Here is a 24,865-nt window from a genome sequence, read left to right as displayed (position 1 = left end):
GCCGTGGCGGCCCCGGGGATCAGAACTCGCCGAACAGCAGGTTCCCCGGGGCGTCCTCGTCGGTGCCGGTGTAGTACTCGCGTACCGCGCCGAGCAGTTCGTCCACCGTCAGGGTGCCGTCCCCGTCCGCGTCGATCCGGCGGAACAACGCCTCGGTGTGGGCGGGGCTCAGGTCGGTGCCGAAGGCCTCCTGCGCCCGGTGGAACTCCTCCGGGCTGATGCGCCCGTCGCCGTCGGTGTCGACGATCGTGAGGATCGCCCGCATCATCGGACGGAACGAACGGTCGTAGGCCGGCCCGCCCTGCGCGTACAGCCGGGTCATGCCCGCCTTGTACTCCTCGGGCGTGACCTTGCCGTCCCGGTCGAGGTCCAGCTCGGTGAAGAGGTCCTGCCAGAAGTCGGCCAGCCCGCCCATCACCAGGGTGGCCTTGGGTGAGTCGGCGGGCTCCGCGAGGGCGGTCAGCAGCCGCGAGCCGAGCGCGATGATGTCGTCGGCGTCGATCACCCCGCTCCGGTCGGCGTCCAGGTGCGTGAAGGCGCGCTCCAGCTTGCGGTCGAGCAGGTCGTTCGTCATGTGAGTGCCTTTCACGGCTACGTCCACGTCCGCGGGTACGAACGCGGGTACGTTGTGCGGGCTTGCGGTCACCTAGCGTAATCTCCCGTCGGATCGCGAACTCCCGTACCCCCGGCGGGCAGTTGCGGATGCACCTGTACGGGGGAGGGGCGGCCCGCGGCGGGCGGCCGGGTCCTTGGCCGACGCAACCTTCCGGCGCGTCCGGGCGTCGTACGTGCGTGCGCACTTCGTCCGTGTGTACGACCGATCGGGGGGGGCTGGATGGTGCAGGGGTGGAGCGGGCGGGGCCGTCGGGCCGCGCCTCTGGGAGCGCTCACAGCGGCCCTGTGGCTCTGTGTCGGCGGACTGTTCGCCGGGCCGCCCGTCCAGGCGGCGAGCGGTGGGTGCGCGGGCCGGCTCGCGCGCACGGTGGCCTTCGGCGAGGGGGAGCTGCGCGTCTACAAGAGCCGCAACCAGGCCTGTGCGATGACCGTGGCCCGGACGTCCGGCGAGCGCCGGCGGATGGCGGTGAGCATCCAGCCGCGCGGCGGTGCGCCGGTGCGCGACGCGGGGCGATTCACCCGGTATGCCGGACCTGTCACCGTAGGGGCGATCAGCCGCTGTGTGTATGTAAAGGGGAGCTTGGGGGCCGGTTCGGCCGACTCCGGCTGGATCCTGTGCTGAGGGACAGTCCCAACTGGGTCTGTTCAGCGGCGTGTTGGCCCGGCTAGGTTCACGGCGACCGAAGTGAACTCAAGGGGAGGGCGAATGCGCAAGACGCTCGGATGGCTGCTGTCGCTCGTGGTGCTCATCGGCACCATGGGTGCGGCCGGCTCCACGGCACAAGCGGCCACCGCCGCGGAGCCGACGGCCGCCGCGGACATCAAGGACCAGATCCTCGGCATTCCCGGGATGAGCCTGATCGAGGAGAAGCCGTACCCCGGCTACCGATTCTTCGTACTGAACTACGAGCAGCCGGTCGACCACCGGCAGCCGTGGAAGGGCACCTTCAAGCAGCGCCTGACCCTGTTGCACAAGGACGTCTCGCGGCCGTCGGTTTTCTTCACCTCCGGCTACAACGTCAACACCAGCCCGCGCCGCAGCGAGCCGACGACCATCGTCGACGGCAACCAGGTGTCCATGGAGTATCGATTCTTCACCCCCTCCCGGCCCGACGCGGCCAACTGGGCCAACCTGGACATCTGGCAGGCCGCCAGTGACCAGCACCGCGTCTTCACCGCCCTGAAGAAGATCTACAAGAAGAACTGGCTGGCCACCGGCGGCAGCAAGGGCGGCATGACGGCCACGTACTACGAGCGCTTCTACCCGCGCGACATGGACGGCGTCGTCGCGTACGTCGCGCCCAACGACGTCGTCAACAAGGAGGACTCGGCCTACGACCGGTTCTTCGCCAAGGTCGGCACCAAGGAGTGCCGCGACAAGCTGAACGCGGTGCAGCGCGAGGCCCTGGTGCGCCGTGAGCCGCTGGAGGCCAAGTACGCGGCGGCCGCCGCCGAGAACGGCTGGACCTTCACCACCGTCGGCAACCTCGACAAGGCCTACGAGGCCGTCGTCCTCGACTACGTGTGGGCCTTCTGGCAGTACAGCCTGCTGGCCGACTGCGCCTCCGTCCCGGCCGCCGCCACCGCGAGCGACCAGGAGATCTGGGACTCGATCGACGCGATCTCCGGCTTCTCCGCCTACACCGACCAGGGCCTGGAGACGTACACGCCGTACTACTACCAGGCGGGGACCCAGCTCGGCTCCCCGGACATCAAGCAGCCGCACCTGGGCAACCTGAGCCGCTACGGCTACCAGCCGCCGCGCAACTTCGTGCCCCGCGACATCCCCATGGCCTTCCAGCCGGGAGCCATGGCCGACATCGACACGTGGGTGCGCGACCACGCGAACCAGATGCTGTTCGTGTACGGGCAGAACGACCCGTGGGGCGCCGAGCCGTTCCGCATCGGCTACGGGGCTCGCGACAGCTACGTGATGACCGCGCCGGGCGCCAACCACGGGGCGAACGTCGCCAAGCTCCTCGACGGCGAGAAGGCCCTCGCGACCGCCAAGATCCTCCAGTGGGCCGGGGTGGCGCCGGCCGCCGCACTCGCCGACGCGGGCCGGGCGGCCCCGCTGGCGGCCCCGGACGCCGAGCTCGACCGGCGCGACCTGGAACGCGAGCCGCAGCTGCGCCCGTAAGGGCCTTGCGGCTGTGAGGGACGAGGGCGTGTCCGCACCCGTGCGGGCGCGCCCTCTGCCGTGTCCGCGGCCGGTCTCACGCGTCGAGCGAGAGCCCGTGCCCCAGCGGGTAGCGGCCGGGGACCGGCACGGGCAGACGGCCCGCGGGCCGCGCCGCCCCGGTCAGGACCCGGGCCGCCGCCCGCATCTCCGCGTCCCCCCACGAGTACGTCGCGAGTTCGGCCGCGCAGGCCGGCAGCCGGGCCGGGTCGTAGGGGTTGCGGAGCGCCACCAGGACCACCGGGACGCCGGTGGCGATCAGGTCCGTCACCAGGGTGCGCTGGGGGCTGTCCCCCTCGGGGACGTTGTACGTGCACACCAGCACCGCGGCGTTGCCGGCCGCCGCGGCCACCGCGCGCACAGGCGCCACCGCCGTGGCCCTGCAGCCCAGCGCGGTCAGCTCCCGGGCCAGGACGACGGTGGGCGGGCCGGTGGTGCCGCTGGGGGAGACCGGGTCCGTCCCGGTGACCAGCAGCCGCGGCGCGGCCTTGGCGTCGACCGGCACCAGGGCGGCCGGGTTCGCCAGCAGGGTCGTGGTGGCGGCCGCGATCCGGTCGGCGGCGTCGAGGTGCTCGCGCACGCCCACGACCGCGTCCACCGCCGCGGCCGAGGGGTACGCCTCGTCGAACAGCCCCCGGCGGGACTTCACTTCCAGGATCCGCAGCACCGACTCGTCGATCCGGGCCTCCGTCAGCTCGCCGGACCCGACGGCCGCCAGCACGCTGCGGTGGGCGAGCGGCAGGTCCGGCGGGTTCAACAGCTGGTCGCAGCCCGCCAGCAGGGCCAGTACGGGCACGCGGTCGTCGCCGTACTTCTGGCGGACGCCGGCCATGTCCAGGGCGTCGGTGACCACCACCCCCTGGAAGCCGAGGCGTTCGCGCAGGATGCCGGTGACGATCGGCCGGGAGAGGGTCGCCGGATCCCCCGAGGGATCGAGCGCGGGGAAGACGATGTGCGCCGTCATGACCGCGTCCACGCCGGCCTCCACCGCGGCCCGGAAGGGCGGCTCGTCCAGCTCCTCCCACTCGGCGCGGGTGTGCCGCATGACCGGCAGGCCGACGTGGCTGTCGGTCTCGGTGTCCCCGTGGCCGGGGAAGTGCTTGGCGGTCGCGGCCACCCCGGCACCCTGGTAGCCGCGCACCTGCGCGGCGGCCAGTCCCGCGACGGCGCGCGGGTCGGAGCCGAAGGAGCGTACGCCGATGACCGGATTGGCCGGGTTGACGTTGACGTCGGCCACCGGGGCGTAATCCTGCCGGATGCCCATGGCGGCCAGCTCGGAGCCCGCGATGCGGGCCGCGCGCCGGGCGTCGGCGGCGGAACCGGAGGCGCCGAGCGCCATCGCCCCCGGGAAGAGCGTGGCGGGCCTGCCGATGCGGGCCACGGCGCCGTGCTCCTGGTCGGTGGAGAGCAGCAGCGGGATCCGGGCGCCGGAGGTGAGGGCCGCCTGCTGGAGGCCGGTCGACAGCGCGGCGATCTGCTGCGGGGTGCGGGTGTTGTGGGCCCAGGCGAAGTAGACGATCCCGCCGAGGTGGTAGCGGGAGACCAGCTCGGCGGCGGTGCGCACACCGAACATGGCCTGGTTCTGTTCGGCGTCGGCCGGGTCGGGTGCGGTTGCTGAATGCCCGTACGCCCGGGAGACGAACAGCTGCCCGACCTTCTCGGCGAGGCTCATCCGGTCCACGGCGCGCCGGAGGCCGGCCCGGTCGGGCCGGCGGCCCGGAGGCCCTTCGGGATTGAGGGCGTCGGCGATGTCGGCGGCGGCGGTGCGGGCGGTGCCCGAGGCGGCCGCGACCGCCCCCGCGGCCGTGGCGGCGGCCGCGGCGAGCAGGGTCCGGCGGGAGGCGTGGTTCGGCACGGGCCGGACCCTACCGGTGCCGTCCGGGCGCCGCCGGGCGTGTCGGGGCGTGTCGCCCCGTGGGGCCTGCCTGTCCGGGGTGCCGGGTCGCAGGTGTCGGCGGGGCCGGCCACGCGCCGGGGGGTGTCTCCTCGGGCGTGGCGGGGCGGTGTGCGGGACGGTTGCGTCCGGCGCCCTGCGGGGGCACCCCCGGCACACACCCGTCCGCGTAGGGCCCGGCCCGCGAGGCACCGGTGGGCGTCCGTCGCAGGACACGCCCCAGGACGTGTCCTTCGGATCTTGTCGGCCGGGCCCGCGTTGTCCGGGGCCGTGCCTCGACACGTCCTAGCTGCGTGCCGTCCAGTGGTCCTGGAGGGTGCGGACGGTTTCGGTGATGGCCGGGCGGCGGGCGGCTCCGGCGCGCCACAGGGCGTACAGCCTGCGGACGGGACCCGGTTCCAGCGGTACGGCCACGGCACCCGGCGGCAGGGTGCCCGTGCCGAGCCGGGGGACGACCGCCACTCCCAGTCCGGCCGCGACCAGGGCGACGATGGTGTGGTTCTCCTCCGCGACGTGCGCGATGTCGGGCTCGAAGCCGGCGGTGCGCAGCGTCCGCATCAGCCAGTCGTGGCAGACCCGGCCGGGCGGCTGGCACACCCAGCGCTGGCCGCCGAGGTCCGAGCGCCGGACGGTCCCGCGGGTGGTGAAGGGGTGGCCGGCCGGTACCACCAGGTCGCAGAGGTCGTCCCCGATGAGGGCCTGTTCCACTCCCTCGGGGGCGGGCAGCGGGGCGATGTCCCAGTCGTGGGCCACCGCCAGGTCGGTGACGCCGCGGGCCACCAGGTCCACCGACAGGTGCGGGTCGACCTCGGTGAGGCGTACGTCCAGTGCCGGGTGCCGGTGGGCCAGGTCGGCCAGCACTCCCGGCAGCAGCCCGCGCGCGGCCGAGGCGAACGCGGCGACCGTGAGCAGCCCGCTCGGCTGCCCGCGGCGCTCCTCCAGGGTCGTCTCGGCGCGCTCCACGATCGCCAGCAGCTCCTGGGCGGTGTCGGCCAGGTGGCGGGCCTCCTCGGTGAGGGCGACCCCGCGCCCGCGCCGCTCCAGCAGGGTGGTTCGGGTCTCCCGTTCCAGCTTGGCGATCTGCTGCGAGACCGCGGAGGGCGTGTAGCCGAGGGCGGCCGCCGCGCCCGCGACCGAGCCGTGTACGGATACGGCGTGCAGGGCGCGCAGCCGGGCGAGATCGAGCATGCCCTCATCCTATTCGTTAGCGATGCTTCATCGGTCAAGGAAGGGATTCGTGCTGGTGCTTCATGGTTCGTCGAGGTGATGCTCGGTGCATGCGTCCCGTACACACCGCACTCGCCGTGCTCGTCGCCGCCGTCTGGGGCTTCAACTTCGTGGTCATCGAGATCGGACTCGACCATTTCCCGCCCCTGTTGCTGTCCGCGCTGCGCTTCCTCGTCGCCGCCCTGCCCGCCGTGTTCTTCGTCGGGCGGCCCAAGGTGGCCTGGAAGTGGATCGCGGGAGTGGGGATCGCCCTCGGCATCGCCAAGTTCGGCCTGCTCTTCACCGGCATGGACGCGGGGATGCCGGCCGGGCTGTCCTCCCTGGTCCTGCAGGTCCAGGCCGTCTTCACCGCCGTCCTCGCCGCCGTCGTGCTCCGCGAGCGGCCGGGCCGGGTGCGGGTGACCGGCATGGCAGTGGCGCTGGCCGGGATCGCGGTGGCCGCAGTGGACGGGGGAACCTCCGGGCCGGTGCTCGGCTTCACCCTGGTCGTGGCGGCCGCCGCCTGCTGGGGCGTCTCCAACGTCCTGACCCGCAAGGCCTCCCCGCCGGACGCGCTGAACTTCATGGTGTGGGTGTGCACGGTGCCCGTGGTGCCGCTGTTCGCACTGTCGCTGCTCCTGGAGGGCCCCGAGCGGGACCTGGCCGCGCTGCGGGCCCTGGACTGGTCCGGGGTCGGCGTCATCGCGTACGTCGCCTGGGTCTCGACCGTCTTCGGCTTCGGGGCCTGGGGCTACCTGCTGCACCGCTACCCGGCCTCGTCGGTGGCCCCCTTCAGCCTGCTGGTGCCGGTCTTCGGGATGTCCTCGGCGGCCCTGGTGCTGGGGGAGCAGGTGTCGGGCCTGCGCTGGGTGGCGGCGGCGCTGCTGGTGGGCGGGGTGGCGCTGACGTCGCTGGCCCCCGCGCGGCCCCGGGCCCGTACCGCGGCCGTCAGTGCCGGGAGGCGTCCTGCAGGGGCAGGCGCCAGTCCTGCCCGATGAGGGAGACCCCGTACGAGCGGTGCGGCCGTTCGGCGACCAGGGTGAACCCCGCCCGCAGGTAGAGCTCGCGGGCAGCGGTCAGCACGTCGTTGGTCCACAGCACCAGCTCGCGGTAGCCGACCGAGCGGGCGAAGGCGACGACCGTGTCGACCAGCAGGCCCCCGATGCCGCGGCCGCGGCCCTCCGGGTCGACCAGAAGCAGCCTCAGCCGGGCGGTGCCGGGTGCGCCGTCCTCCCGTACGCACATCACCGAGCCCACCGGGCGGCCGTCCAGCTCGGCGATCCAGACCCGTTCCAGGTAGGGGTCGTGGTCCTCAGCGAAGTCGGCGACGATCCGGGCCACCAGGCCCTCGAACTCGGCGTTCCAGCCGTACTCGGCGGCGTACAGCGCGCCGTGCCGCTGCACGATCCAGCCCAGTTCGCCGGGCCCCGGATCGCGCAGGCGCACCGCCTTCGCCTCAGGGTCCTCAGGCGTCCGGGATGCCGTGGGCGTGTCCATGGCGCCCGAGGATAGCGCGCGGGGGCGGGGCGAGACGGCGTTGGCGACGGGCCGGCTCAGCTTGGCAGGCACCCCGGCCATCACGATCTCGTTCAGCAGCGGTCGTCACCGAGCTCGCCCAGCACGTCGTCCTGGAATGAAGATTCGCTCATGCCCGAAACGCTACTTTGCGCCGATTCGCCGGTACCTCGGGTAGGCGTTGGGTAACGGAAACGTAAATCTGCGACTCCGGATGCAACCCTCCCGGGGGGTCGCGGGTCGTATGGTGCGTCGGCACTTCCGGGGAGGGATCTGGGGGGATCGGGAAGTCCGACGAGGGAGGGGTAACCGTGAGGGGGTCCGGCCGTGAGGCGGGACCCCCTTCGCGCTGTCCACAGGCCTGACGGGATGTCGGCGCCGCCCGGTAGTTTCGGGTCATGGCAACGGACGGGGCACCTGCGGCGGTGCAACTGGCGGTGGTCGAGGGCGTGCTCGAGCGCATCACCTACGCCAACGAGGACAGCGGCTACACGGTCGCCCGCGTCGACACCGGCCGCGGCAGCGGCGACCTGCTCACCGTGGTCGGCTCCCTGCTCGGGGCGCAGCCCGGCGAATCGCTGCGCATGGAGGGCCGTTGGGGCTCCCACCCGCAGTACGGCCGGCAGTTCAGCGTGGAGAACTACCGCACCGTCCTGCCCGCCACCGTCCAGGGCATCCGGCGCTACCTCGGCTCCGGCCTGATCAAGGGCATCGGCCCGAAGATCGCCGACCGGATCGTGGAGCACTTCGGCACCGACACGCTCGACGTGATCGAGGCCGAGCCGAAGCGGCTGATCGAGGTGCCCGGGCTCGGCCCCAAGCGGACGAAGCTGATCGGGGCGGCCTGGGAGGAGCAGAAGGCCATCAAGGAGGTCATGGTCTTCCTGCAGGGCGTCGGCGTCTCCACCTCCATCGCGGTGCGCATCTACAAGAAGTACGCCGACGCTTCCATCTCCGTCGTCAAGAACCAGCCCTACCGGCTCGCCGCCGACGTGTGGGGCATCGGCTTCCTCACCGCCGACCGCATCGCCCAGGCCGTCGGGATACCGCACGACAGCCCCGAGCGGGTCAAGGCCGGGCTGCAGTACGCCCTGTCCCAGTCCACCGACCAGGGCCACTGCTTCCTGCCCGAGGAGAAGCTCATCGCCGACGGCGTCAAGCTGCTCCAGGTCGACACCGGGCTGGTGATCGAGTGCCTGGCCGAGCTGGCCGCCGACCCGGAAGGCGTCGTACGGGAGTCCGTGCCCGATCCGCAGGGCGGCCCCGATCCGCTGACAGCCGTGTACCTGGTCCCCTTCCACCGGGCCGAGCTGTCCCTGGTCGGGCAGGTGCGCCGGCTGCTGAACGCCGAGGACGACCGGATGCCGTCCTTCCAGGACGTGGACTGGGACAAGGCCCTCGGCTGGCTCGCCGGGCGTACGGGGGCCGCGCTCGCCCCGGAGCAGCGGGACGCGGTCAAGCTGGCGCTGACCCGCCGGGTCGCGGTCCTCACGGGCGGCCCCGGCTGCGGCAAGTCCTTCACCGTGCGCTCCATCGTCGAGCTGGCCCGGGCCAAGAAGGCCAAGGTGGTGCTGGCCGCGCCCACCGGCCGGGCGGCGAAGCGGCTTTCGGAGCTCACCGGGGCCGAGGCCTCCACGGTGCACCGGCTGCTGGAGCTCAAACCGGGCGGGGACGCGGCGTACGACCGGGACCGGCCGCTGGACGCCGACCTGGTCGTGGTCGACGAGGCCTCGATGCTGGACCTGCTGCTGGCCAACAAGCTGGTCAAGGCCGTGGCGCCGGGTGCCCACCTGCTGCTGGTGGGGGACGTGGACCAGCTGCCGTCGGTCGGCGCCGGGGAGGTGCTGCGCGACCTGCTCGCGGAGGGCGGCCCGGTGCCCGCGGTGCGCCTCACCCGGATCTTCCGGCAGGCCCAGCAGTCCGGCGTGGTCACCAACGCGCACCGGATCAACACCGGTGTCCGGCCCATCACCGACGGGCTGCCGGACTTCTTCCTCTTCCCCGAGGAGGACACCGAGGCGGCGGGTGTGCTGGCCGTGGACGTGGCGGCCCGCAGGATCCCGGCCCGGTTCGGCCTCGACCCGAGACGGGACGTCCAGGTGCTCGCCCCCATGCACCGCGGCCCGGCGGGCGCGGGGAACCTCAACGGGCTGCTCCAGCAGGCGATGACCCCGGCCCGGCCCGACCTGCCGGAGAAGCGGTTCGGCGGCCGGGTCTTCCGGGTGGGCGACAAGGTCACGCAGATCCGCAACAACTACGACAAGGGCGCGAACGGCGTCTTCAACGGCACCGTAGGTGTCGTCATCGGCCTGGACGTCGACGAACAGCGCCTGACGGTGCGGACGGAGGAGGACGAGGAGATCGGCTACGAGTTCTCCGAGCTCGACGAGCTGGCCCACGCCTACGCCGTCACCATCCACCGCTCCCAGGGGAGTGAATATCCCGCGGTGGTGATCCCGGTCACCACCGGCGCTTGGATGATGCTCCAGCGGAATTTGCTCTACACGGCGGTGACCAGGGCGAAGAAATTGGTCGTCCTCGTCGGGTCCCGGAAAGCCCTCGGCCAGGCGGTGCGTACCGTTTCCGCAGGCAGGAGGTACACGGCGGTCGCGCCACGGCTGTCCGGACGGATACCGGTGGGAAACATCACCTAGATGATCGATCATTTGGGGTTCCCGCCGCCGTGCGGAGGGGGCAGGATGAACAGGTTGGCGGCACTCAGTGCCGTCGAAAGCACCAAAGGCCGACCCCGAGTGCACTCTTCTGCGCCAAATGGGGGAAGGTAGAGGCAGTCAGGGCACCTCGAAGAAGAGGCACTACGTCGGTGAGGGATGACGTGAGCGACAACTCTGTAGTACTCCGGTACGCGGACGGCGAATACACCTACCCGGTGGTTGAGAGCACCGTCGGCGACCAGGGCTTCGACATCTCGAAGCTGCGGGCCCAGACGGGGCTCGTCACGCTGGACAGTGGCTACGGCAACACCGCCGCCTACAAGTCCGCGATCACCTACCTCGACGGTGAGCAGGGCATCCTGCGTTACCGCGGCTACCCGATCGAGCAGCTGGCGGAGCGCTCGACCTTCATCGAGGTCGCCTACCTGCTGATCAACGGTGAGCTGCCGACCGTCGACCAGCTCGCGTCGTTCCGCAACGAGATCACCCAGCACACGCTGCTGCACGAGGACGTCAAGCGCTTCTACGACGGCTTCCCGCGCGACGCCCACCCGATGGCCATGCTGTCCTCGGTGGTCAGCGCGCTGTCGACGTTCTACCAGGACAGCCACAACCCCTTCGACGAGACGCAGCGCAACCTCTCGACGATCCGGCTGCTGGCCAAGCTCCCGACGATCGCGGCCTACGCGTACAAGAAGTCGGTCGGCCACCCGGTGGTCTACCCGCGCAACGACCTCGGCTACGTCGAGAACTTCCTGCGCATGACCTTCTCCGTGCCGGCCCAGGAGTACGACCTGGACCCGGTCGTCGTCTCCGCGCTCGACAAGCTGCTGATCCTGCACGCGGACCACGAGCAGAACTGCTCGACCTCCACCGTGCGTCTGGTCGGCTCCTCGCAGGCGAACATGTTCGCCTCGATCTCCGCCGGCATCTCGGCCCTGTGGGGCCCGCTGCACGGTGGCGCCAACCAGTCCGTCCTCGAGATGCTGGAAGGCATCAAGAACGACGGCGGCGACGTCGACGCCTTCATCCGCAAGGTGAAGAACAAGGAAGACGGCGTCCGCCTCATGGGCTTCGGACACCGCGTCTACAAGAGCTTCGACCCCCGGGCGAAGATCATCAAGGCGGCGGCGCACGACGTCCTCTCGGCGCTCGGCAAGAGCGACGAGCTGCTCGACATCGCGCTCAAGCTGGAAGAGCACGCGCTGGCCGACGAGTACTTCGTCTCGCGCAACCTCTACCCGAACGTGGACTTCTACACCGGTCTGATCTACCGGGCCATGGGCTTCCCGACCGAGATGTTCACCGTGCTCTTCGCGCTCGGCCGGCTCCCCGGCTGGATCGCCCAGTGGCACGAGATGATCAAGGAGCCGGGTTCCCGCATCGGCCGCCCGCGCCAGATCTACACGGGCGAGGTCCTGCGCGACTTCGTTCCCGTCGAGGCCCGCTGACCCGAGGCTCTCGGGCGCCGCGTACGACTGCGCGGCGCCACCCAGGCGCACGAGGCGCCACCCAGGCACACGAGAAGCGCCCCGCCGTCGATCCCCCCACGGGTCGACGGTCGGGGCGCTTCCCATTTCCCCCCGAAACGGATTCCCCCCACGGGACCCGGATCGGGGCGTCCTTGAGCCGGGACCCGTTCGGGTCGGGAGGGCCGCTCAAAGCCTCCCGCGGGCACGTGTCCCGGCCGGCGGATGCCGCGGAAAACCCCCAAGGTTTCCGTGGAACGTCCCCCAAGACGTTCCTGGCATCGCCCCATTAGACCTGTCACGACCCCGGATGGTTACGTTGAGGTCACTGTGATCTGCGTCTCCCGTGAAGGAAGTGTGGGAACGATGCGAAGGCGATCCACTAGCGGAAGGACCGCAACCGCAGGCTGTTGGTCACCACGAAGACCGAGGAGAAGGCCATCGCGGCCCCCGCGATCATCGGGTTGAGCAGGCCGGCCGCCGCGAGCGGGAGGGCCGCGACGTTGTAGCCGAAGGCCCAGAAGAGGTTGCCCTTGATGGTGGCCAGGGTCCGGCGGGAGAGCCGGATCGCGTCCGCCGCCACCCGCAGGTCGCCCCGTACGAGGGTCAGGTCGCCGGCCTCGATGGCCGCGTCGGTGCCGGTGCCCATGGCCAGCCCCAGGTCCGCCTGGGCCAGCGCGGCCGCGTCGTTGACCCCGTCGCCGACCATCGCGACCGTACGGCCCTGCGCCTGGAGGCGGCGCACGACGTCCACCTTGTCCTGCGGCAGCACCTCGGAGATCACCTCGTCGATGCCCACCGCGCGGGCCACCGTCTCGGCGACGGCCCGGTTGTCACCGGTCAGCAGCACCGGGGTCAGGCCCAGTTCCCGCAGCCGGGCGACCGCCTCGGCGCTCGTCTCCTTGACCGCGTCGGCCACGGTCAGGACCCCGCGCGCCGCGCCGTCCCACGCCACCAGGACGGCGGTGCCGCCCTCGGCCTCGGCGGCCGCCTTGGCCCGCGCCAGCCCGGCCGGCAGGGTGATCGACCGCTCCGCCAGCAGCTGCTCGCGGCCCACCAGCACGGCGTGGCCGTCGACCACGCCCTGGACGCCGAGGCCGGCGAGGTTCTCGAAGCCCTCCGGCACGGGCATCGCGCCCGCCCGGTCGGCGGCGGCGGTGGCCACGGCCCGGGCGATCGGGTGCTCCGAGGCGTGCTCCAGCGACCCCGCCAGGCGCAGCAGTTCCAGCTCGTCGACCCCCTCGGCGGCGACGACGCCGGCGAGGGTCATCCGGCCCGTGGTGACGGTGCCGGTCTTGTCGAGGACGACGGTGTCCACGCGGCGGGTGGACTCCAGCACCTCGGGGCCCTTGATCAGGATGCCGAGCTGCGCACCCCGCCCGGTACCGACCATCAGCGCGGTCGGGGTGGCCAGGCCCAGGGCGCACGGGCAGGCGATGATCAGGACGGCGACGGCGGCGGTGAAGGCGGCCGTCGGGTCCCCGGTGACGAGCAGCCAAGTGGTCCAGGTGCCGAGCGCGAGGACCAGGACGACGGGTACGAAGACTCCGGAGATCCGGTCGGCGAGGCGCTGTACCTCGGCCTTGCCGTTCTGCGCGTCCTCCACCAGCTTGGCCATCCGGGCGAGCTGGGTGTCGGACCCGACCCTGGTGGCCTCCACGAGCAGTCGCCCGGAGGTGTTGACGGTGGCGCCGGTGACGGCGTCGCCGGCGGAGACCTCGACCGGGACGGATTCGCCGGTCAGCATGGAGGCGTCCACGGCGGAGCTGCCCTCGACGACCGTGCCGTCGGTGGCGATCTTCTCCCCGGGGCGGACGACGAAGCGGTCGCCGACGGTGAGTGCCGCCACCGGGATGCGCACCTCCTTGCCCGCGCGCAGGACGACGACGTCCTTGGCGCCCAGCTCCAGCAGGGCCCTGAGGGCCGCGCCCGCCTTCCGCTTGGAGCGGGCCTCCAGGTAGCGGCCGAGGAGGATGAAGGTGACGACCCCGGCCGCGACCTCCAGATAGATGGCGGTGGAGCCGTCCGTACGGGAAATGCTGAGGTCGAAGCCGTGCCGCATGCCGGGCATGCCCGCGTGGCCGAAGAACAGCGCCCACAGCGACCAGGCGAAGGCGGCGAGCGTGCCGACCGAGACCAGGGTGTCCATGGTGGCGGCGCCGTGCCGGGCGTTGGTCCAGGCGGCCTTGTGGAAGGGGAAGCCGCCCCAGACCACGACGGGCGCGGCGAGGGTCAGTGAGAGCCACTGCCAGTTGTCGAACTGGAGGGCCGGCACCATCGCGAACAGGACGACGGGCAGGGCGAGCGCGGCGGAGACCAGCAGTCGCTGCCGCAGTGCGGACAGCGCCGGGTCGACAGCCGCGGGCGGCTCCTCCTCGCCCGGCGCCGGAGCGGGCGGTGCGGGCGGCGCGGGTTCCTCGGCGGTGTAACCGGTCCTGACGACGGTCGCGATCAGGTCCGCGACCCGGACGCCGTCGCCGTAGGAGACGTGGGCCTTCTCGGTGGCGTAGTTCACCGTGGCCTCGACGCCGTCCATCCGGTTGAGCTTCTTCTCGATGCGGGCCGCGCAGGAGGCGCAGGTCATCCCGCCGATCGAGAGTTCGACCGCCGTTATCGGTCCGTCGTGCACTGTGCTGGTCATGTTCCGGCTCCAGGGGGATGGCCGGGCCGTACGGGTCCAGTATGAGCTGGCCGGCACGGCCCGGCGGGGTGCTGCGAAGTGCCGCGGGTACTGCCGAAGCAGGGGGGCGGGACGCTCAGACCTGTCCGGCGAACTCGTAGCCGGCCTCGTCCACGGCGGCGCGGACGTCCTCGTCCGCGAGCGGGGCGGCGGAGACCACGGTGACCTCGCCGGACGCGGCGACGGCCTTGACCGAGGTGACGCCCGGCAGGGCGGCGATCTCGCTGGTCACCGCGCCCTCGCAGTGGCCGCAGGTCATGCCGGTCACCCGGTAGACGGTGGTGGTCTGGGTGTCCGTCTCGGCGGTCATGTCGTTCTCCTCTTCAGGGGTGTGTCCGGTCACCGGGAGGGGTGGCCGATGACTCCACCGTCCTCCCGACGATCCGAGACTATACCCCTGGGGGGTATAAAGCGAGCATTGGCTCCCGGTCTTTCGGAGCCGTGGAGGGCTCAGTCCCCGCGGCGCCCCCGGTTGCCGGGCCGGCGGGCCACCCAGGCGCGGACCGTCTCGGCGTACCAGTACGGCTTGCCGCCCTCCACGTGGTCGGGCGGCGGGAGAAGGCCGTGCTTGCGGTAGGAGCGCACGGTGTCCGGCTGGACCCGGATGTGTGCAGCGATCTCCTTGTACGACCACAGCTGTCGCTCGCTCATGTCGGACACCTCCTGGTCCACGCCGCCGGGCCGGCCGGGCGGCCGTCGGGGATCCGGCGCGTGGACGCTGACGATCACTCGCGTTGTGCCCGGCGAACGACGCGGGACGAGGGCCCGGCAGGGGCTGTCGACCCCCTGTGACGGAAAACCCGCGTAACGCGGACATGCGTGACACAAGGGCGACCCCTGTGACCGCAGAGTCACAGGGGCCGGACGAGGAACGTGAGGGGACGGGGGACGGGGGATCAGCGGAGGGCGGACCGGTGCAACGGATCAGCGGTACAGGGCCGGCCGCTCCGCGAGTTCCACCGGGGTCCGTACGCCGCTGCGCGCGGCCGCGAGGCCCGCCTCGGAGACGGCGGCCGCCGCGTAGCCGTCCCACGCGTCGGGCCCCGCCACCCGTCCCCGTGCGGCGGCGGCCACCCAGCGCCGCAGCTGACGGTCGTAGGCGTCGGCGAAGCGCACCGTGAAGTCCTGGTCGATCGCGCCGCCCCACCGACCCGCCGCCTGCACCACCATCGCGTGGCCGTCGCCGATCCGGGCACTGCCCGCCTCGCCGACCGCCTCGCACTGCACCTGGTAGCCGAAGCCGCAGTTGACGAAGACCTCCACGTCGACGACGGCCCCTCCGGAGGTCTCCAGCAGCACCATCCGGGGGTCGATCAGCCCCTCGGGCGCGGCCGACGTCGGCCGCGGCGACAGCACCGTCACCGCTGTGATCTCCTGCCCCAGCAGCCAGCGGGCGGCGTCCACCTCGTGCACCACGGAGTCGCTGATCAGCATGTCGCTGGTGAAGAAGGACGGCGAGGAGGCGTTGCGGTGCCGGCAGTGCAGGAAGAGTGGACGGCCGATTCCGCCCGCGTCCAGCAGCTCCTTCAACTGCTCGTACTCGGCGTCGTGGCGCCGCATGAACCCCACCTGCACCAGGCGCCGCCCCAGCCGCTGTTCGGCCTCCATGACGCGCAGCGCCCCCGCCGGCTCCGGGGTCAGCGGCTTCTCGCACAGCACCGGCAGCTCCCGCGCCAGGGCCTGCAGGATCGCTTCCTCGTGGGCGGGCCCGGGGGAGGCGATCAGTACGGCCTGGACCCCCGGCGCGGCTATCGCCGCCGCCGGATCGGTGTGCGCGCTCGCGCCGTCGAGGGCGCGAGCGACCTCCTTGACCCGGTCCCCGTCCGGATCGGCCACGGCCACGACCCGGGCCCCGCCGACGGTCCCCCCGAACCGGCGCACATGGTCCGCGCCCATCTTCCCGGTGCCGATGACGGCGATGCCGAGCGTGCTGGTCATGTCGTGTTTCCTCCGGAAGGTCAGCGGGCGCCGCAGGAGCGCAGGTAGGCACGGGTGCGGCGGGCGATCGGCAGCGGCCGGTCGGGCGGGCAGGGGTACATGTCCTGCTCCACGATGGCGAACAGGTCCACCCCCAGCCGCTGGGCCGCCGCCAGTACGGGCTCCAGCGCGGGCACCCCCGACGGCGGCTCGCACATCACCCCGCGGCCCACGGCCGGCCCGAAGGGCAGCTCCTGGGCGACGACTTCGGCGAGGATCCGCGGGTCCACCTGCTTGAGGTGGAGGTAGCCGATCCGCTCGGCGAAGGTCTCGACGGCCTGCACGCTGTCCCCGCCGCAGTACGCGTAGTGGCCGGTGTCCAGGCAGAGCGAGACCAGGCCGGGGTCGGTGGCGTCCAGGAAGCGGGCCACGTTCTCCGGCGTGTCGATGTGGGTGTCGGCGTGCGGATGGACGACGATCCGCAGTCCGTACCGGTCCCGCACCTCGCGGCCGAGGCGCTCGGTCTGGGAGGCCAGTTCCCGCCACTGGTCCGGGGTGAGGGTGCGGTCCTCCAGCACCTTCCCGGTCTTGTCGTCCCGCCAGAAGGAGGGGATCACGACGAGATGGGCCGCCCCCATGGCCTGGGTGAGTGCGGCGATCCGCGACACGTGCTCCCAGGTCTCCTCCCACACGGCGGGCCCGTGATGGAGTCCGGTGAAGACGGTTCCGGCCGAGACCCGCAGGCCGCGCGAGGCCGTCTCCTCGGCGAGGCGGGCGGGATCCGTGGGGAGGTAGCCGTACGGGCCGAGCTCGATCCACTCGTACCCGGCCCCGGCCACCTCGTCGAGGAAGCGCCGCCAGGGGGTCTGCTGCGGGTCGTCGGGAAACCAGACACCCCAGGAGTCCGGAGCCGAACCGATGCGGATACGGGTCAACGCGGGCGGGGAGGACGTCATAACGGCCACCTTAGGGTGGAGGACGAGTGGGAGGACTGACTGTGACCGGCACCGGCGATCCGTATCCGTTCGACCTGATCACGATGGGCCGGATCGGGGTGGATCTCTACCCGTTGACGACCGGCGTACCACTGGCCGAGGCGGAGACCTTCGGCAAGTTCCTGGGCGGCTCCCCGGCGAACGTGGCCGTCGCGGCGGCCCGTCTGGGCCGGCGGGTGGCGGTGATCAGCCGGACCGGCGCGGACCCCTTCGGTACGTATCTGCGCACCGAACTGCGGGGCTTCGGGGTGGACGACCGGTGGGTGACCGAGGTCGCCGGGCTCCCCACGCCGATCACCTTCTGCGAGATGTTCCCGCCCGACCGTTTCCCGCTGTACTTCTACCGGCTGCCGAAGGCCCCGGACCTGCAGATCGCGGCGGACGAGGTGGACCTGGAGTCGGTACGGGCGGCCCGCGTGTTCTGGATGACGGGCACGGGCCTGAGCGAAGAGCCCTCGCGGACGGCGACGCTGGCGGCGCTGGAAGCCCGCGGCAGCGACCGGTCGGCGACGACGGTGTTCGACCTCGACTGGCGGCCGATGCTGTGGCGGGAGAAACCGGAGCCGTACTACGGGCGGGCGCTCGCGCACGCCACGGTGGCCGTCGGGAACCCGGAGGAGTGCGAGATCGCCACGGGCGAGACCGACCCGTACGCGGCGGCCCGGGCGCTGCTCGCCGCCGGGGTGGAACTGGCGGTGGTCAAACGCGGCCCGGAGGGCGTGCTGGCGGTCCACCGCGACGGGACGGTGGCGCAGGCGGCGCCGGTCGCGGTGGACGTGGTCAACGGGCTCGGCGCCGGTGACGCGTTCGGCGGGGCGCTGTGCCACGGGCTGCTGGCGGGATGGGAGTTGGAGCGTGTCGTGCGGTACGCGAACGCGGCGGGGGCGATCGTGGCCTCGCGGCTGGCGTGCTCCAGTGCGATGCCGTTCTCCCACGAGGTGGAGGAGGTGCTGGGGCGTGCCGGTGGTGTCTGAGTGGGCGATGGAGTGGACCCGGCTGCGGGTGCTGGCGCTCGAGCCGGGCGAGACGTACGGGTTCGCCTGCGGCGACGCGGAATGGATCGTGCTCCCGCTGTCGGGCGGCTGCCGGGTCCGCTGCCGGGGCACTGCCCCGGCAGCGGAGCCGCAGGTGTTCGAACTGCGGGGGAGGAGCGGGGTTTTCGCCGGTCCCACCGACTTCGCGTACGTGCCGCGCGACGCGCGCGCGGAGATCACCTCGGAGCGCGGCGGCCGGTTCGCCCTCGCCGGGGCGCGCTGCGAGCGCCGGCTGCCCCCGCGGTACGGCCCGGCCGGGGACGTCCCCGTCGAGCTGCGCGGCGCGGGCCAGTGCTCGCGCCAGGTCAACAACTTCGCCGCCGCGGGCCCGACCGGCTTCGAGTGCGACCGGCTGATCGCCGTCGAGGTCCTCACCCCCGGCGGGAACTGGTCCTCGTACCCCCCGCACAAGCACGACGAGCACCACCCCGGCGAGGAGTCGCGCCTGGAGGAGATCTACTGGTTCGAGATCGCCCCCCACGGGGACACCCCCGGGCTCGGGTACCAGCGCGTCACGCCCTCCCCGGCCGGGAAGACCGACATCCTGACCGAGGTGCGGACCGGCGACGCCGTGCTGATCCCGGACGGCTGGCACGGTCCGTCCATGGCCGCCCCCGGGCACGACATGTACTACCTGAACGTGATGGCCGGACCGGGTGGCGGCGGGCCGCGGGAGTGGCTGATCCGCGACCACCCCGACCACGGCTGGATCCGCGGCAGCTGGGAGGGGCAGGACGTCGACCCCCGGCTGCCCTTCCCCCGAGCAGGAGCGGAGGACCACCGATGAGGCTCACCGTCGCCCAGGCGCTCGTACGCTTCCTCGCCGCCCAGTACACCGAGCGCGACGGCCGGCGCCACCGGCTGGTCGCCGCCACCTGGGGGATCTTCGGGCACGGGAACGTCGCCGGCATCGGCCAGGCCCTCCTGGAGAGCGGCCACGCCGGCCCCGACGCCATGCCCTTCCTCCAAGGCCGCAACGAGCAGGCCATGGTGCACGCCGCCGTCGGGTACGCCCGCCAGAGCGGGCGGCTGTCCACGCACGCCGTCACCACGTCCATCGGCCCCGGCGCCACCAACCTCGTCACCGGCGCCGCCCTCGCCACCATCAACCGGATCCCGGTGCTCCTGCTGCCCGGGGACACCTTCGCCACCCGCCCCGCCGATCCCGTGCTGCAGCAGCTGGAGGTGCCCCATGCGGGGGACGTCTCCGTCAACGACGCCCTGCGGCCCGTCTCCCGCCACTTCGACCGGATCATCCGCCCCGAGGCCCTGGTCCCGGCCGCCCTCCAGGCCGTACGCGTGCTCACCGACCCGGTGCAGACCGGCGCCGTCACCCTCGCGCTGCCGCAGGACGTGCAGGCGGAGGCGTACGAATGGCCCGAGGAGTTCTTCGCCGAGCGGATCTGGCACGTACGCCGCCCGCGGCCCGACCGCGCCGAGCTCGCCGCCGCCGCGGCCGCCGTACGGGGCTCCGCGCGCCCCCTGATCGTCGCCGGCGGCGGGATCCGGCACAGCGGGGCGCAGGCCGCCCTCGCAGCCCTCGCCGAGGCGACCGGGATCCCGGTCGCCGTCACGCAGGCGGGCAAGGGCGTGCTCCCGTACGGCCACCCCGCCGATGTCGGCGGGATCGGCCACACCGGTACGGCCACCGCCGACGCCCTCGCCCGGGAGGCCGACGTCGTCCTCGCCGCCGGGACCCGGCTCAGCGACTTCACCACCGCCTCGGCGACCCTGTTCCAGAACCCGGCCGTCCGGTTCGTCGGCCTCAACCTGGACCCGTACGACGCCCACAAGCTCGCCGCCCGCCCCCTGGTCGCCGACGCCCGCGAGGGCCTCGACGAGCTCCGGGAGGCGCTGGCCGGCCACCGTGTGGACGCCGCGTACGAGACGGCGTACCGGTACGGGGCCGCCCGCTGGGACGCCGTCACCGACCGGGCGTACGCCGTGTCCGCGCCCGACGAGGAGCTCCCGCCCACCCAGGCCCAGGTGCTCGGGCTCCTCGACGGGCTCGTCGACGCCACCGACATCCTGGTCAACGCCGCCGGCTCGCTCCCCGGCGACCTGCACAAGCTGTGGCGGGCCCGGTCCGCGGACCAGTACCACGTGGAGTACGGCTACTCCTGCATGGGCTACGAGATTCCCGCCGCCATCGGGGTCGCGCTCGCCGCGCCCGGCCGGCCCGTGTGGGCGCTGGTCGGCGACGGGACGTACCTGATGAACCCGACCGAGATCGTCACGGCCGTCCAGGAGGGCGTCCCGATCAGGGTGGTCGTCCTGGACAACCACGGCTACGCCTCCATCGGCGGCCTCTCGGGGGCGGTGGGCGCCGAGGGCTTCGGCACCGCCTACCGCTTCCGGGCACCGGACGGGACGTACACCGGTGACCCCCTTCCGGTGGACATCGCGGCCAACGCCGCCTCCCTCGGCATGGCCGTGATCCGCGCCCGCACCGTACGTGACCTGCGGGAAGCCCTTGCCGAGGCCCGTTCGGCGACGCGTCCCACATGTGTCTACGTACAGACCCGAACGCCAGACACTGTGTCGGGCCCACCCCCGGCACAGGCGTGGTGGGATGTTCCTGTGGCCGAGACCGCGACCCGCAAGGCGGCGTCCCGGGCCCGTGAAGAGTACGACCGGCAAGCCGCGCAGCGACGTCGCCATCTGTGAAGGAGCAATAGGCATGAAGACCGTCAACCACTGGATCGGTGGCAAGACCGTCGAGGGCGCGTCGGGCAACTACGGCCCGGTCACCGACCCGGCCACCGGCGAGGTCACCACGCAGGTCGCGCTCGCGTCGGCCGAGGAGGTCGACGCCGCGGTACAGGTCGCGAAGGAGGCCTTCCTGTCCTGGGGCCAGTCCTCGCTGGCCGCACGCACCAAGGTGCTCTTCGCCTACCGGGCCCTGCTCGACGCCAACCGCGACGCCGTCGCCGAGCTGATCACCGCCGAGCACGGCAAGGTCCACTCGGACGCGCTGGGCGAGGTCGCGCGCGGCCTGGAGATCGTCGAGCTGGCCTGCGGGATCACCACGCAGCTCAAGGGCGAGCTGTCGACGTCGGTGTCCAACCGCGTCGACGTGGCCGCGATCCGCCAGCCGCTGGGCGTCGTCGCGGGCATCACGCCCTTCAACTTCCCGGCCATGGTGCCCATGTGGATGTTCCCGCTGGCCATCGCCTGCGGCAACACCTTCGTCCTCAAGCCGAGCGAGAAGGACCCGTCGGCGTCGAACAAGCTGGCCGAGCTGATGACCGAGGCCGGCCTGCCGGCGGGCGTGCTGAACGTGGTCCACGGCGACAAGGCGGCCGTCGACGCGCTGCTCGCCCACCCCGACATCGCGGCCGTCTCCTTCGTCGGCTCCACCCCGATCGCCCGCCACATCCACACCACCGCCTCCGCCAACGGCAAGCGCGTACAGGCGCTCGGCGGCGCCAAGAACCACATGCTGGTCCTGCCCGACGCCGACCTGGACGCGGCCGCCGACGCGGCGGTCTCCGCCGCCTACGGTTCGGCCGGCGAGCGCTGCATGGCGATCTCCGCCGTCGTGGCCGTCGGCTCCATCGGCGACGCGCTCGTCGACAAGATCCGCGAGCGCGCCGAGAAGATCAAGATCGGTCCCGGCAACGACCCGACCTCCGAGATGGGCCCGCTGATCACGGCCGCCCACCGCGACAAGGTCGCCTCGTACGTCAAGGGTGCTGCCGCCCAGGGCGCCGACGTGGTCCTGGACGGCACGGGCCTGCGCGTGGAGGGCAACGAGAACGGCCACTGGATCGGGCTGTCGCTGCTCGACAACGTGCGCACCGACTCCGACGCCTACCGCGACGAGATCTTCGGCCCGGTCCTGTGCGTCCTGCGCACGCAGACCTACGAGGAGGGCGTGGCCCTCATCAACGCCTCGCCGTTCGGCAACGGCACCGCGATCTTCACCCGCGACGGCGGCGCCGCCCGCCGCTTCCAGCTGGAGATCGAGGCGGGCATGGTCGGCGTCAACGTCCCGATCCCGGTGCCGGTGGGCTACCACTCCTTCGGGGGCTGGAAGGACTCGCTCTTCGGCGACCACCACATCTACGGCAACGACGGGATCCACTTCTACACCCGGGGCAAGGTCGTGACGACCCGCTGGCCGGACCCGTCCGACGCCCCCGCCGGCGTGGACCTGGGCTTCCCCCGCAACCACTGACCTCCCGCAGGACCGGCCCCCCCGCAGTCTCGGCGCGGGGGGCGGGTGTCGCTCCGGGGAGGGGTCACAAGCGCGACCAGACGTCGGACGCGGCCGCGGTGGCCCAGACCGCGTCGCCGTGGCCGTAGCCCGGGACCACGGTGAAGGAGACGTGCTCGTTGCCGCCCGCGCGGATCAGCTCCGCGCCGCGCGGGTGGTCGCCGCGGCCCAGCTCGGTGTTGACCCAGACCACCTCCGCGGTGATGCGGTCCCAGGCGATCCCGTACGTGGCGTCGTCGCCCGCCCAGACCGCGGCGAGATCCCGCATCAGGGCCGCCGGCAGGAGTCCGCTGCCGAGGGCCGAGGTCGCGGCGTGCCAGACGGCCGTCGGGGTGTGGGCCAGCGCGAAGCGGTCCTCGGCGGGGGTGGCGCCGAAGGTGTAGGTCCCGGCACCGTGGCCGCGGGTGTAGATCCAGTTCGCCGGCCCCGGGAGGGCGGCCGTGCGGATCAGCGCGAAGTGGGCCAGCCCGGCGTGGGTGAAGCGCTGTGCCGGGTCCGGCGGCCAGGGCGCCGGGGAGACGCCGTCCGGGTCGGCCACCGCCTTGGCGATCAAGGCCGCGAGTCCCGGATCGACGTGGGGGACGCCCTGCGCGAGCTGGGTGGCGTACGCGTCCCGGGTGTCGGCCGCCCGCAGCGCGAGGTCCCCCGTGTACGGACCGGTCGTGTCCAGCGCCACGACCCGGCGCAGCCGCGGCGAGGTGTCGTGCGAGGCCGCGTCCAGCGCCAGGGCCGCCCCGGCCGAGTGCCCCGCGTACTGGTACGGCAGCCCCAGTACGCGATCCAGCGCGCCCACCACACCGGCCAGGTCCAGGCGGTGCGACTCCAGCCCCCACTCCGCGCGGACGTCGGCCGCCGCGGCGGCGTCCTCGCGCGGGGTCACCCCGACGACGAGCAGGCCGCGGCGGCGCAGCTCGTGGGCGAGGTTGTGGTCGCTCGGGCCGCCCGGGGTGAAGAACTCCGCCGCGAAGTTCAGGCCGCCGCCGGGCAGCAGGTACGCGATGCCCCGCGGTGCCCGCGCCGTGTCCGCGATCACGTCCAGGGTGACGGGGGCCGGGCCGCCGTCGTCGAGCGGGAGGGTGAGGCGGATCCAGCCGTCGCCGGGCAGGTAGGCGGCGGTGCCGGTGCCCAGGGCACGCTCGATGCGGGTCAGCAGCCCCGTGCCCTTGGCCGCGTCGCCGTGCTGTCGTTCCCTCACAGGTGTCCCCCCTTGAGCCGGTGATGGCCGGATACCGTCACTCGGGGACACCCTCGCCGGTCAGCGCGTTCCAGCCAAGTCCAGGACGGATTCCTCCTGTTCGCTTTCGGCGCGACGGCGTCGGCGCAGCACCCGCACGGTGGCGCCCGCGCCCGCCAGGACCAGCAGCAGACCCGCGGCGGGCCAGGGCACGGCGACGAAGCGGGTCTCGGACCGGGAGACGAGATCGGGGTGGCCCGCCGCGCCCGCCGTGATCCTGACGGTCACCCGGTCCGACTGGGGGGCGTCCGGCCAGGGTTCGGTCAGCTCGATCCGCTGGCCCGGCAGCAGGGTCAGCTTCAGTTCACGTGCCGGCCGGTCCAGCACCCGGCGCCCGAACAGCCCCTCCGCGAAGATCGCCACCTTGGGCCCGACCACCACGTTGCCCCGGTTGACCAGCGCGTAGGAGACGGTGGCGCGGGCGTCCTTCACCCAGGGCAGCAGCGGGGCGGACCGGCTGACCCGCACGTCCTCCACGCTCAGCCCGGGAGCGACCGGCCCCGGCACCCGGAAGTACAGGCGGGCGCCCACCGAACGCTTCACCCCGACCTGGACCTTGCCGTCCTGCTGCACGCCCTCCACGGCGGTGCCCAGGGCCACGATCCCGCCCACGTGGTCACCGGGCGTCGCGTCCGCCGGGACCTTCACGGTGAAGGGGATGTCCTTGCGGCCCTTGGCCGCGACGGTGACGGTGCCCGCCGCCTCCGGGGCCAGCGCGATCCACGCGCCGACGTCCTTCGGCTCCGCCTCCACCGGCAGCAGTGCGAACGCGCCGCCGGCCGGGGTGTTCACGGCGTCGGTGGCGAAGACCTGGAACGTCAGTTCCCGGTCGGAGGAGTTCAGGACGGTCACGCTGTCGGTGAGCGTGGTCCCGGCCGCGCCCTGGTGGAAGAAGTACGCGCGATCGCTCATGGCGGCGCCGGCCGCGGGCGTCGGGAACACCCCCCACGTGCCATTGTCCGCGGCCGTCGCCGGGCCGGCCGGCAGCAGGCCCGCGGACAGCGTCAGCAGGCCGAGGAGCAGACCGTACAGGGAGGTGCGGGTGCGGCTACGCGTACGGCGGCGGGTGCGCATGGGCGGTCTCCAGTCGGCGCGGAGAGGGGAAGGGGTGGTGCGGCGCCGGAGCGCCGCCCCACCCCGATGGAGGCGGCGGGCGGTCGGCGGGGGGCTGGGGAGGGGGAGGGGTGTAGAACCGAGTTGTATGCACAGAAAAATAAACAGATAGGGGTATGC

Annotated in this window: 19 protein-coding genes and 1 pseudogene; 9 read left to right on the top strand and 11 right to left on the bottom strand. The window is 72.8% G+C overall.

Annotation, left to right across the window (positions count from 1 at the left end; translation table 11 throughout):
- Window positions 1-19 precede the first annotated feature (19 nt).
- Window positions 20-574, bottom strand: coding sequence for an EF-hand domain-containing protein (locus tag AB0F82_RS28110; protein WP_362632340.1), 555 nt, complete (start codon window positions 572-574; stop codon window positions 20-22).
- A gap of 261 nt (window positions 575-835) precedes the next feature.
- On the opposite strand from AB0F82_RS28110, the gene AB0F82_RS28105 reads away from it, so the two are divergent.
- Window positions 836-1,237, top strand: coding sequence for a hypothetical protein (locus tag AB0F82_RS28105; RefSeq protein ID WP_362632339.1), 402 nt, complete (start codon window positions 836-838; stop codon window positions 1,235-1,237).
- Between the two features lie 84 nt (window positions 1,238-1,321).
- Window positions 1,322-2,755 carry a S28 family serine protease gene (locus AB0F82_RS28100; RefSeq protein WP_356810121.1) on the top strand — a complete coding sequence of 478 codons (1,434 nt, stop codon included), beginning with the start codon at window positions 1,322-1,324 and terminating at the stop codon, window positions 2,753-2,755.
- A gap of 76 nt (window positions 2,756-2,831) precedes the next feature.
- On the opposite strand, the gene AB0F82_RS28095 is transcribed toward AB0F82_RS28100, so the two are convergent.
- Together AB0F82_RS28095 and AB0F82_RS28090 are read right to left on the bottom strand one after the other, a co-directional pair.
- Window positions 2,832-4,649 carry a glycoside hydrolase family 3 protein gene (locus tag AB0F82_RS28095; protein WP_356810120.1) on the bottom strand — a complete coding sequence of 606 codons (1,818 nt, stop codon included), beginning with the start codon at window positions 4,647-4,649 and terminating at the stop codon, window positions 2,832-2,834.
- A gap of 324 nt (window positions 4,650-4,973) precedes the next feature.
- On the bottom strand, window positions 4,974-5,876 hold the full coding sequence (locus AB0F82_RS28090) for a LysR family transcriptional regulator (RefSeq protein WP_356810119.1): 903 nt from the start codon (window positions 5,874-5,876) through the stop codon (window positions 4,974-4,976).
- A gap of 89 nt (window positions 5,877-5,965) precedes the next feature.
- Here AB0F82_RS28090 and AB0F82_RS28085 point away from each other — a divergent pair, with 89 nt between their 5' ends.
- Window positions 5,966-6,892 (top strand): EamA family transporter, encoded by a 927-nt coding sequence (locus AB0F82_RS28085; protein ID WP_362632336.1) that lies wholly within the window; start codon window positions 5,966-5,968, stop codon window positions 6,890-6,892.
- Here AB0F82_RS28085 and AB0F82_RS28080 read toward each other — a convergent pair.
- Window positions 6,843-7,475: pseudogene (locus tag AB0F82_RS28080) on the bottom strand (GNAT family N-acetyltransferase); the annotation flags it as partial. The gene AB0F82_RS28085 and the pseudogene AB0F82_RS28080 overlap by 50 nt on opposite strands.
- 332 nt (window positions 7,476-7,807) lie before the next feature.
- Here AB0F82_RS28080 and recD2 point away from each other — a divergent pair.
- Together recD2 and AB0F82_RS28070 are read left to right on the top strand one after the other, a co-directional pair.
- Window positions 7,808-10,063, top strand: coding sequence for an SF1B family DNA helicase RecD2 (gene recD2 / locus AB0F82_RS28075; protein WP_362632334.1), 2,256 nt, complete (start codon window positions 7,808-7,810; stop codon window positions 10,061-10,063).
- Between the two features lie 182 nt (window positions 10,064-10,245).
- Window positions 10,246-11,535, top strand: coding sequence for a citrate synthase (locus AB0F82_RS28070; protein ID WP_030029946.1), 1,290 nt, complete (start codon window positions 10,246-10,248; stop codon window positions 11,533-11,535).
- Window positions 11,536-11,935: 400 nt separating this feature from the next.
- Here AB0F82_RS28070 and AB0F82_RS28065 read toward each other — a convergent pair whose 3' ends face one another.
- The 5 genes from AB0F82_RS28065 to AB0F82_RS28045 form a co-directional block, all read right to left on the bottom strand.
- Window positions 11,936-14,194: a heavy metal translocating P-type ATPase gene (locus AB0F82_RS28065; RefSeq protein ID WP_362632332.1), complete on the bottom strand. Its 2,259-nt coding sequence runs from the start codon at window positions 14,192-14,194 to the stop codon at window positions 11,936-11,938.
- A 115-nt stretch (window positions 14,195-14,309) separates the two neighbouring features.
- Entirely contained in the window at window positions 14,310-14,543 is a 234-nt protein-coding gene (locus AB0F82_RS28060; protein ID WP_356810115.1) for a heavy-metal-associated domain-containing protein, read from the bottom strand.
- A gap of 140 nt (window positions 14,544-14,683) precedes the next feature.
- On the bottom strand, window positions 14,684-14,884 hold the full coding sequence (locus AB0F82_RS28055) for a helix-turn-helix transcriptional regulator (RefSeq protein ID WP_356810114.1): 201 nt from the start codon (window positions 14,882-14,884) through the stop codon (window positions 14,684-14,686).
- A 273-nt stretch (window positions 14,885-15,157) separates the two neighbouring features.
- Entirely contained in the window at window positions 15,158-16,171 is a 1,014-nt protein-coding gene (locus AB0F82_RS28050) for a Gfo/Idh/MocA family protein (RefSeq protein WP_362632330.1), read from the bottom strand.
- Window positions 16,172-16,191: 20 nt separating this feature from the next.
- Window positions 16,192-17,106, bottom strand: coding sequence for a sugar phosphate isomerase/epimerase family protein (locus AB0F82_RS28045; RefSeq protein WP_362632328.1), 915 nt, complete (start codon window positions 17,104-17,106; stop codon window positions 16,192-16,194).
- Window positions 17,107-17,132: 26 nt separating this feature from the next.
- Here AB0F82_RS28045 and iolC point away from each other — a divergent pair, with 26 nt between their 5' ends.
- Genes iolC through AB0F82_RS28025 form a run of 4 tightly spaced genes read left to right on the top strand, consistent with a single transcriptional unit; the run spans window position 17,133 to window position 22,359 of the window.
- Window positions 17,133-18,119 (top strand): 5-dehydro-2-deoxygluconokinase, encoded by a 987-nt coding sequence (gene iolC, locus AB0F82_RS28040; protein WP_356810111.1) that lies wholly within the window; start codon window positions 17,133-17,135, stop codon window positions 18,117-18,119.
- A 7-nt stretch (window positions 18,120-18,126) separates the two neighbouring features.
- The gene (iolB, locus tag AB0F82_RS28035) at window positions 18,127-18,966 is read left to right on the top strand and encodes a 5-deoxy-glucuronate isomerase (protein ID WP_362632436.1); all 840 of its coding nucleotides are present in this window, start codon (window positions 18,127-18,129) and stop codon (window positions 18,964-18,966) included.
- Complete coding sequence (iolD, locus tag AB0F82_RS28030) at window positions 18,963-20,846, top strand: 3D-(3,5/4)-trihydroxycyclohexane-1,2-dione acylhydrolase (decyclizing) (protein WP_362632325.1); 1,884 nt, start codon at window positions 18,963-18,965, stop codon at window positions 20,844-20,846. The genes iolB and iolD overlap by 4 nt, the downstream gene beginning before the upstream one ends.
- A 13-nt stretch (window positions 20,847-20,859) precedes the next feature.
- A complete protein-coding gene (locus AB0F82_RS28025; RefSeq protein WP_362632323.1) occupies window positions 20,860-22,359 on the top strand; it encodes a CoA-acylating methylmalonate-semialdehyde dehydrogenase in 1,500 nt (499 codons plus the stop codon).
- Between the two features lie 64 nt (window positions 22,360-22,423).
- On the opposite strand, the gene AB0F82_RS28020 is transcribed toward AB0F82_RS28025, so the two are convergent.
- Complete coding sequence (locus AB0F82_RS28020) at window positions 22,424-23,593, bottom strand: hypothetical protein (protein ID WP_362632321.1); 1,170 nt, start codon at window positions 23,591-23,593, stop codon at window positions 22,424-22,426.
- Window positions 23,594-23,653: 60 nt separating this feature from the next.
- On the bottom strand, window positions 23,654-24,706 hold the full coding sequence (locus AB0F82_RS28015; protein ID WP_362632319.1) for a WxL protein peptidoglycan domain-containing protein: 1,053 nt from the start codon (window positions 24,704-24,706) through the stop codon (window positions 23,654-23,656).
- Between the last annotated feature and the right edge of the window lie 159 nt (window positions 24,707-24,865).

The sequence above is a fragment of the Streptomyces virginiae genome (genome assembly GCF_040638905.1).
Taxonomy (GTDB): domain Bacteria; phylum Actinomycetota; class Actinomycetes; order Streptomycetales; family Streptomycetaceae; genus Streptomyces; species Streptomyces virginiae_B.
Note: the sequence above shows the minus strand (reverse complement) of the source record. Positions and strands in the feature narration are given on the sequence as shown.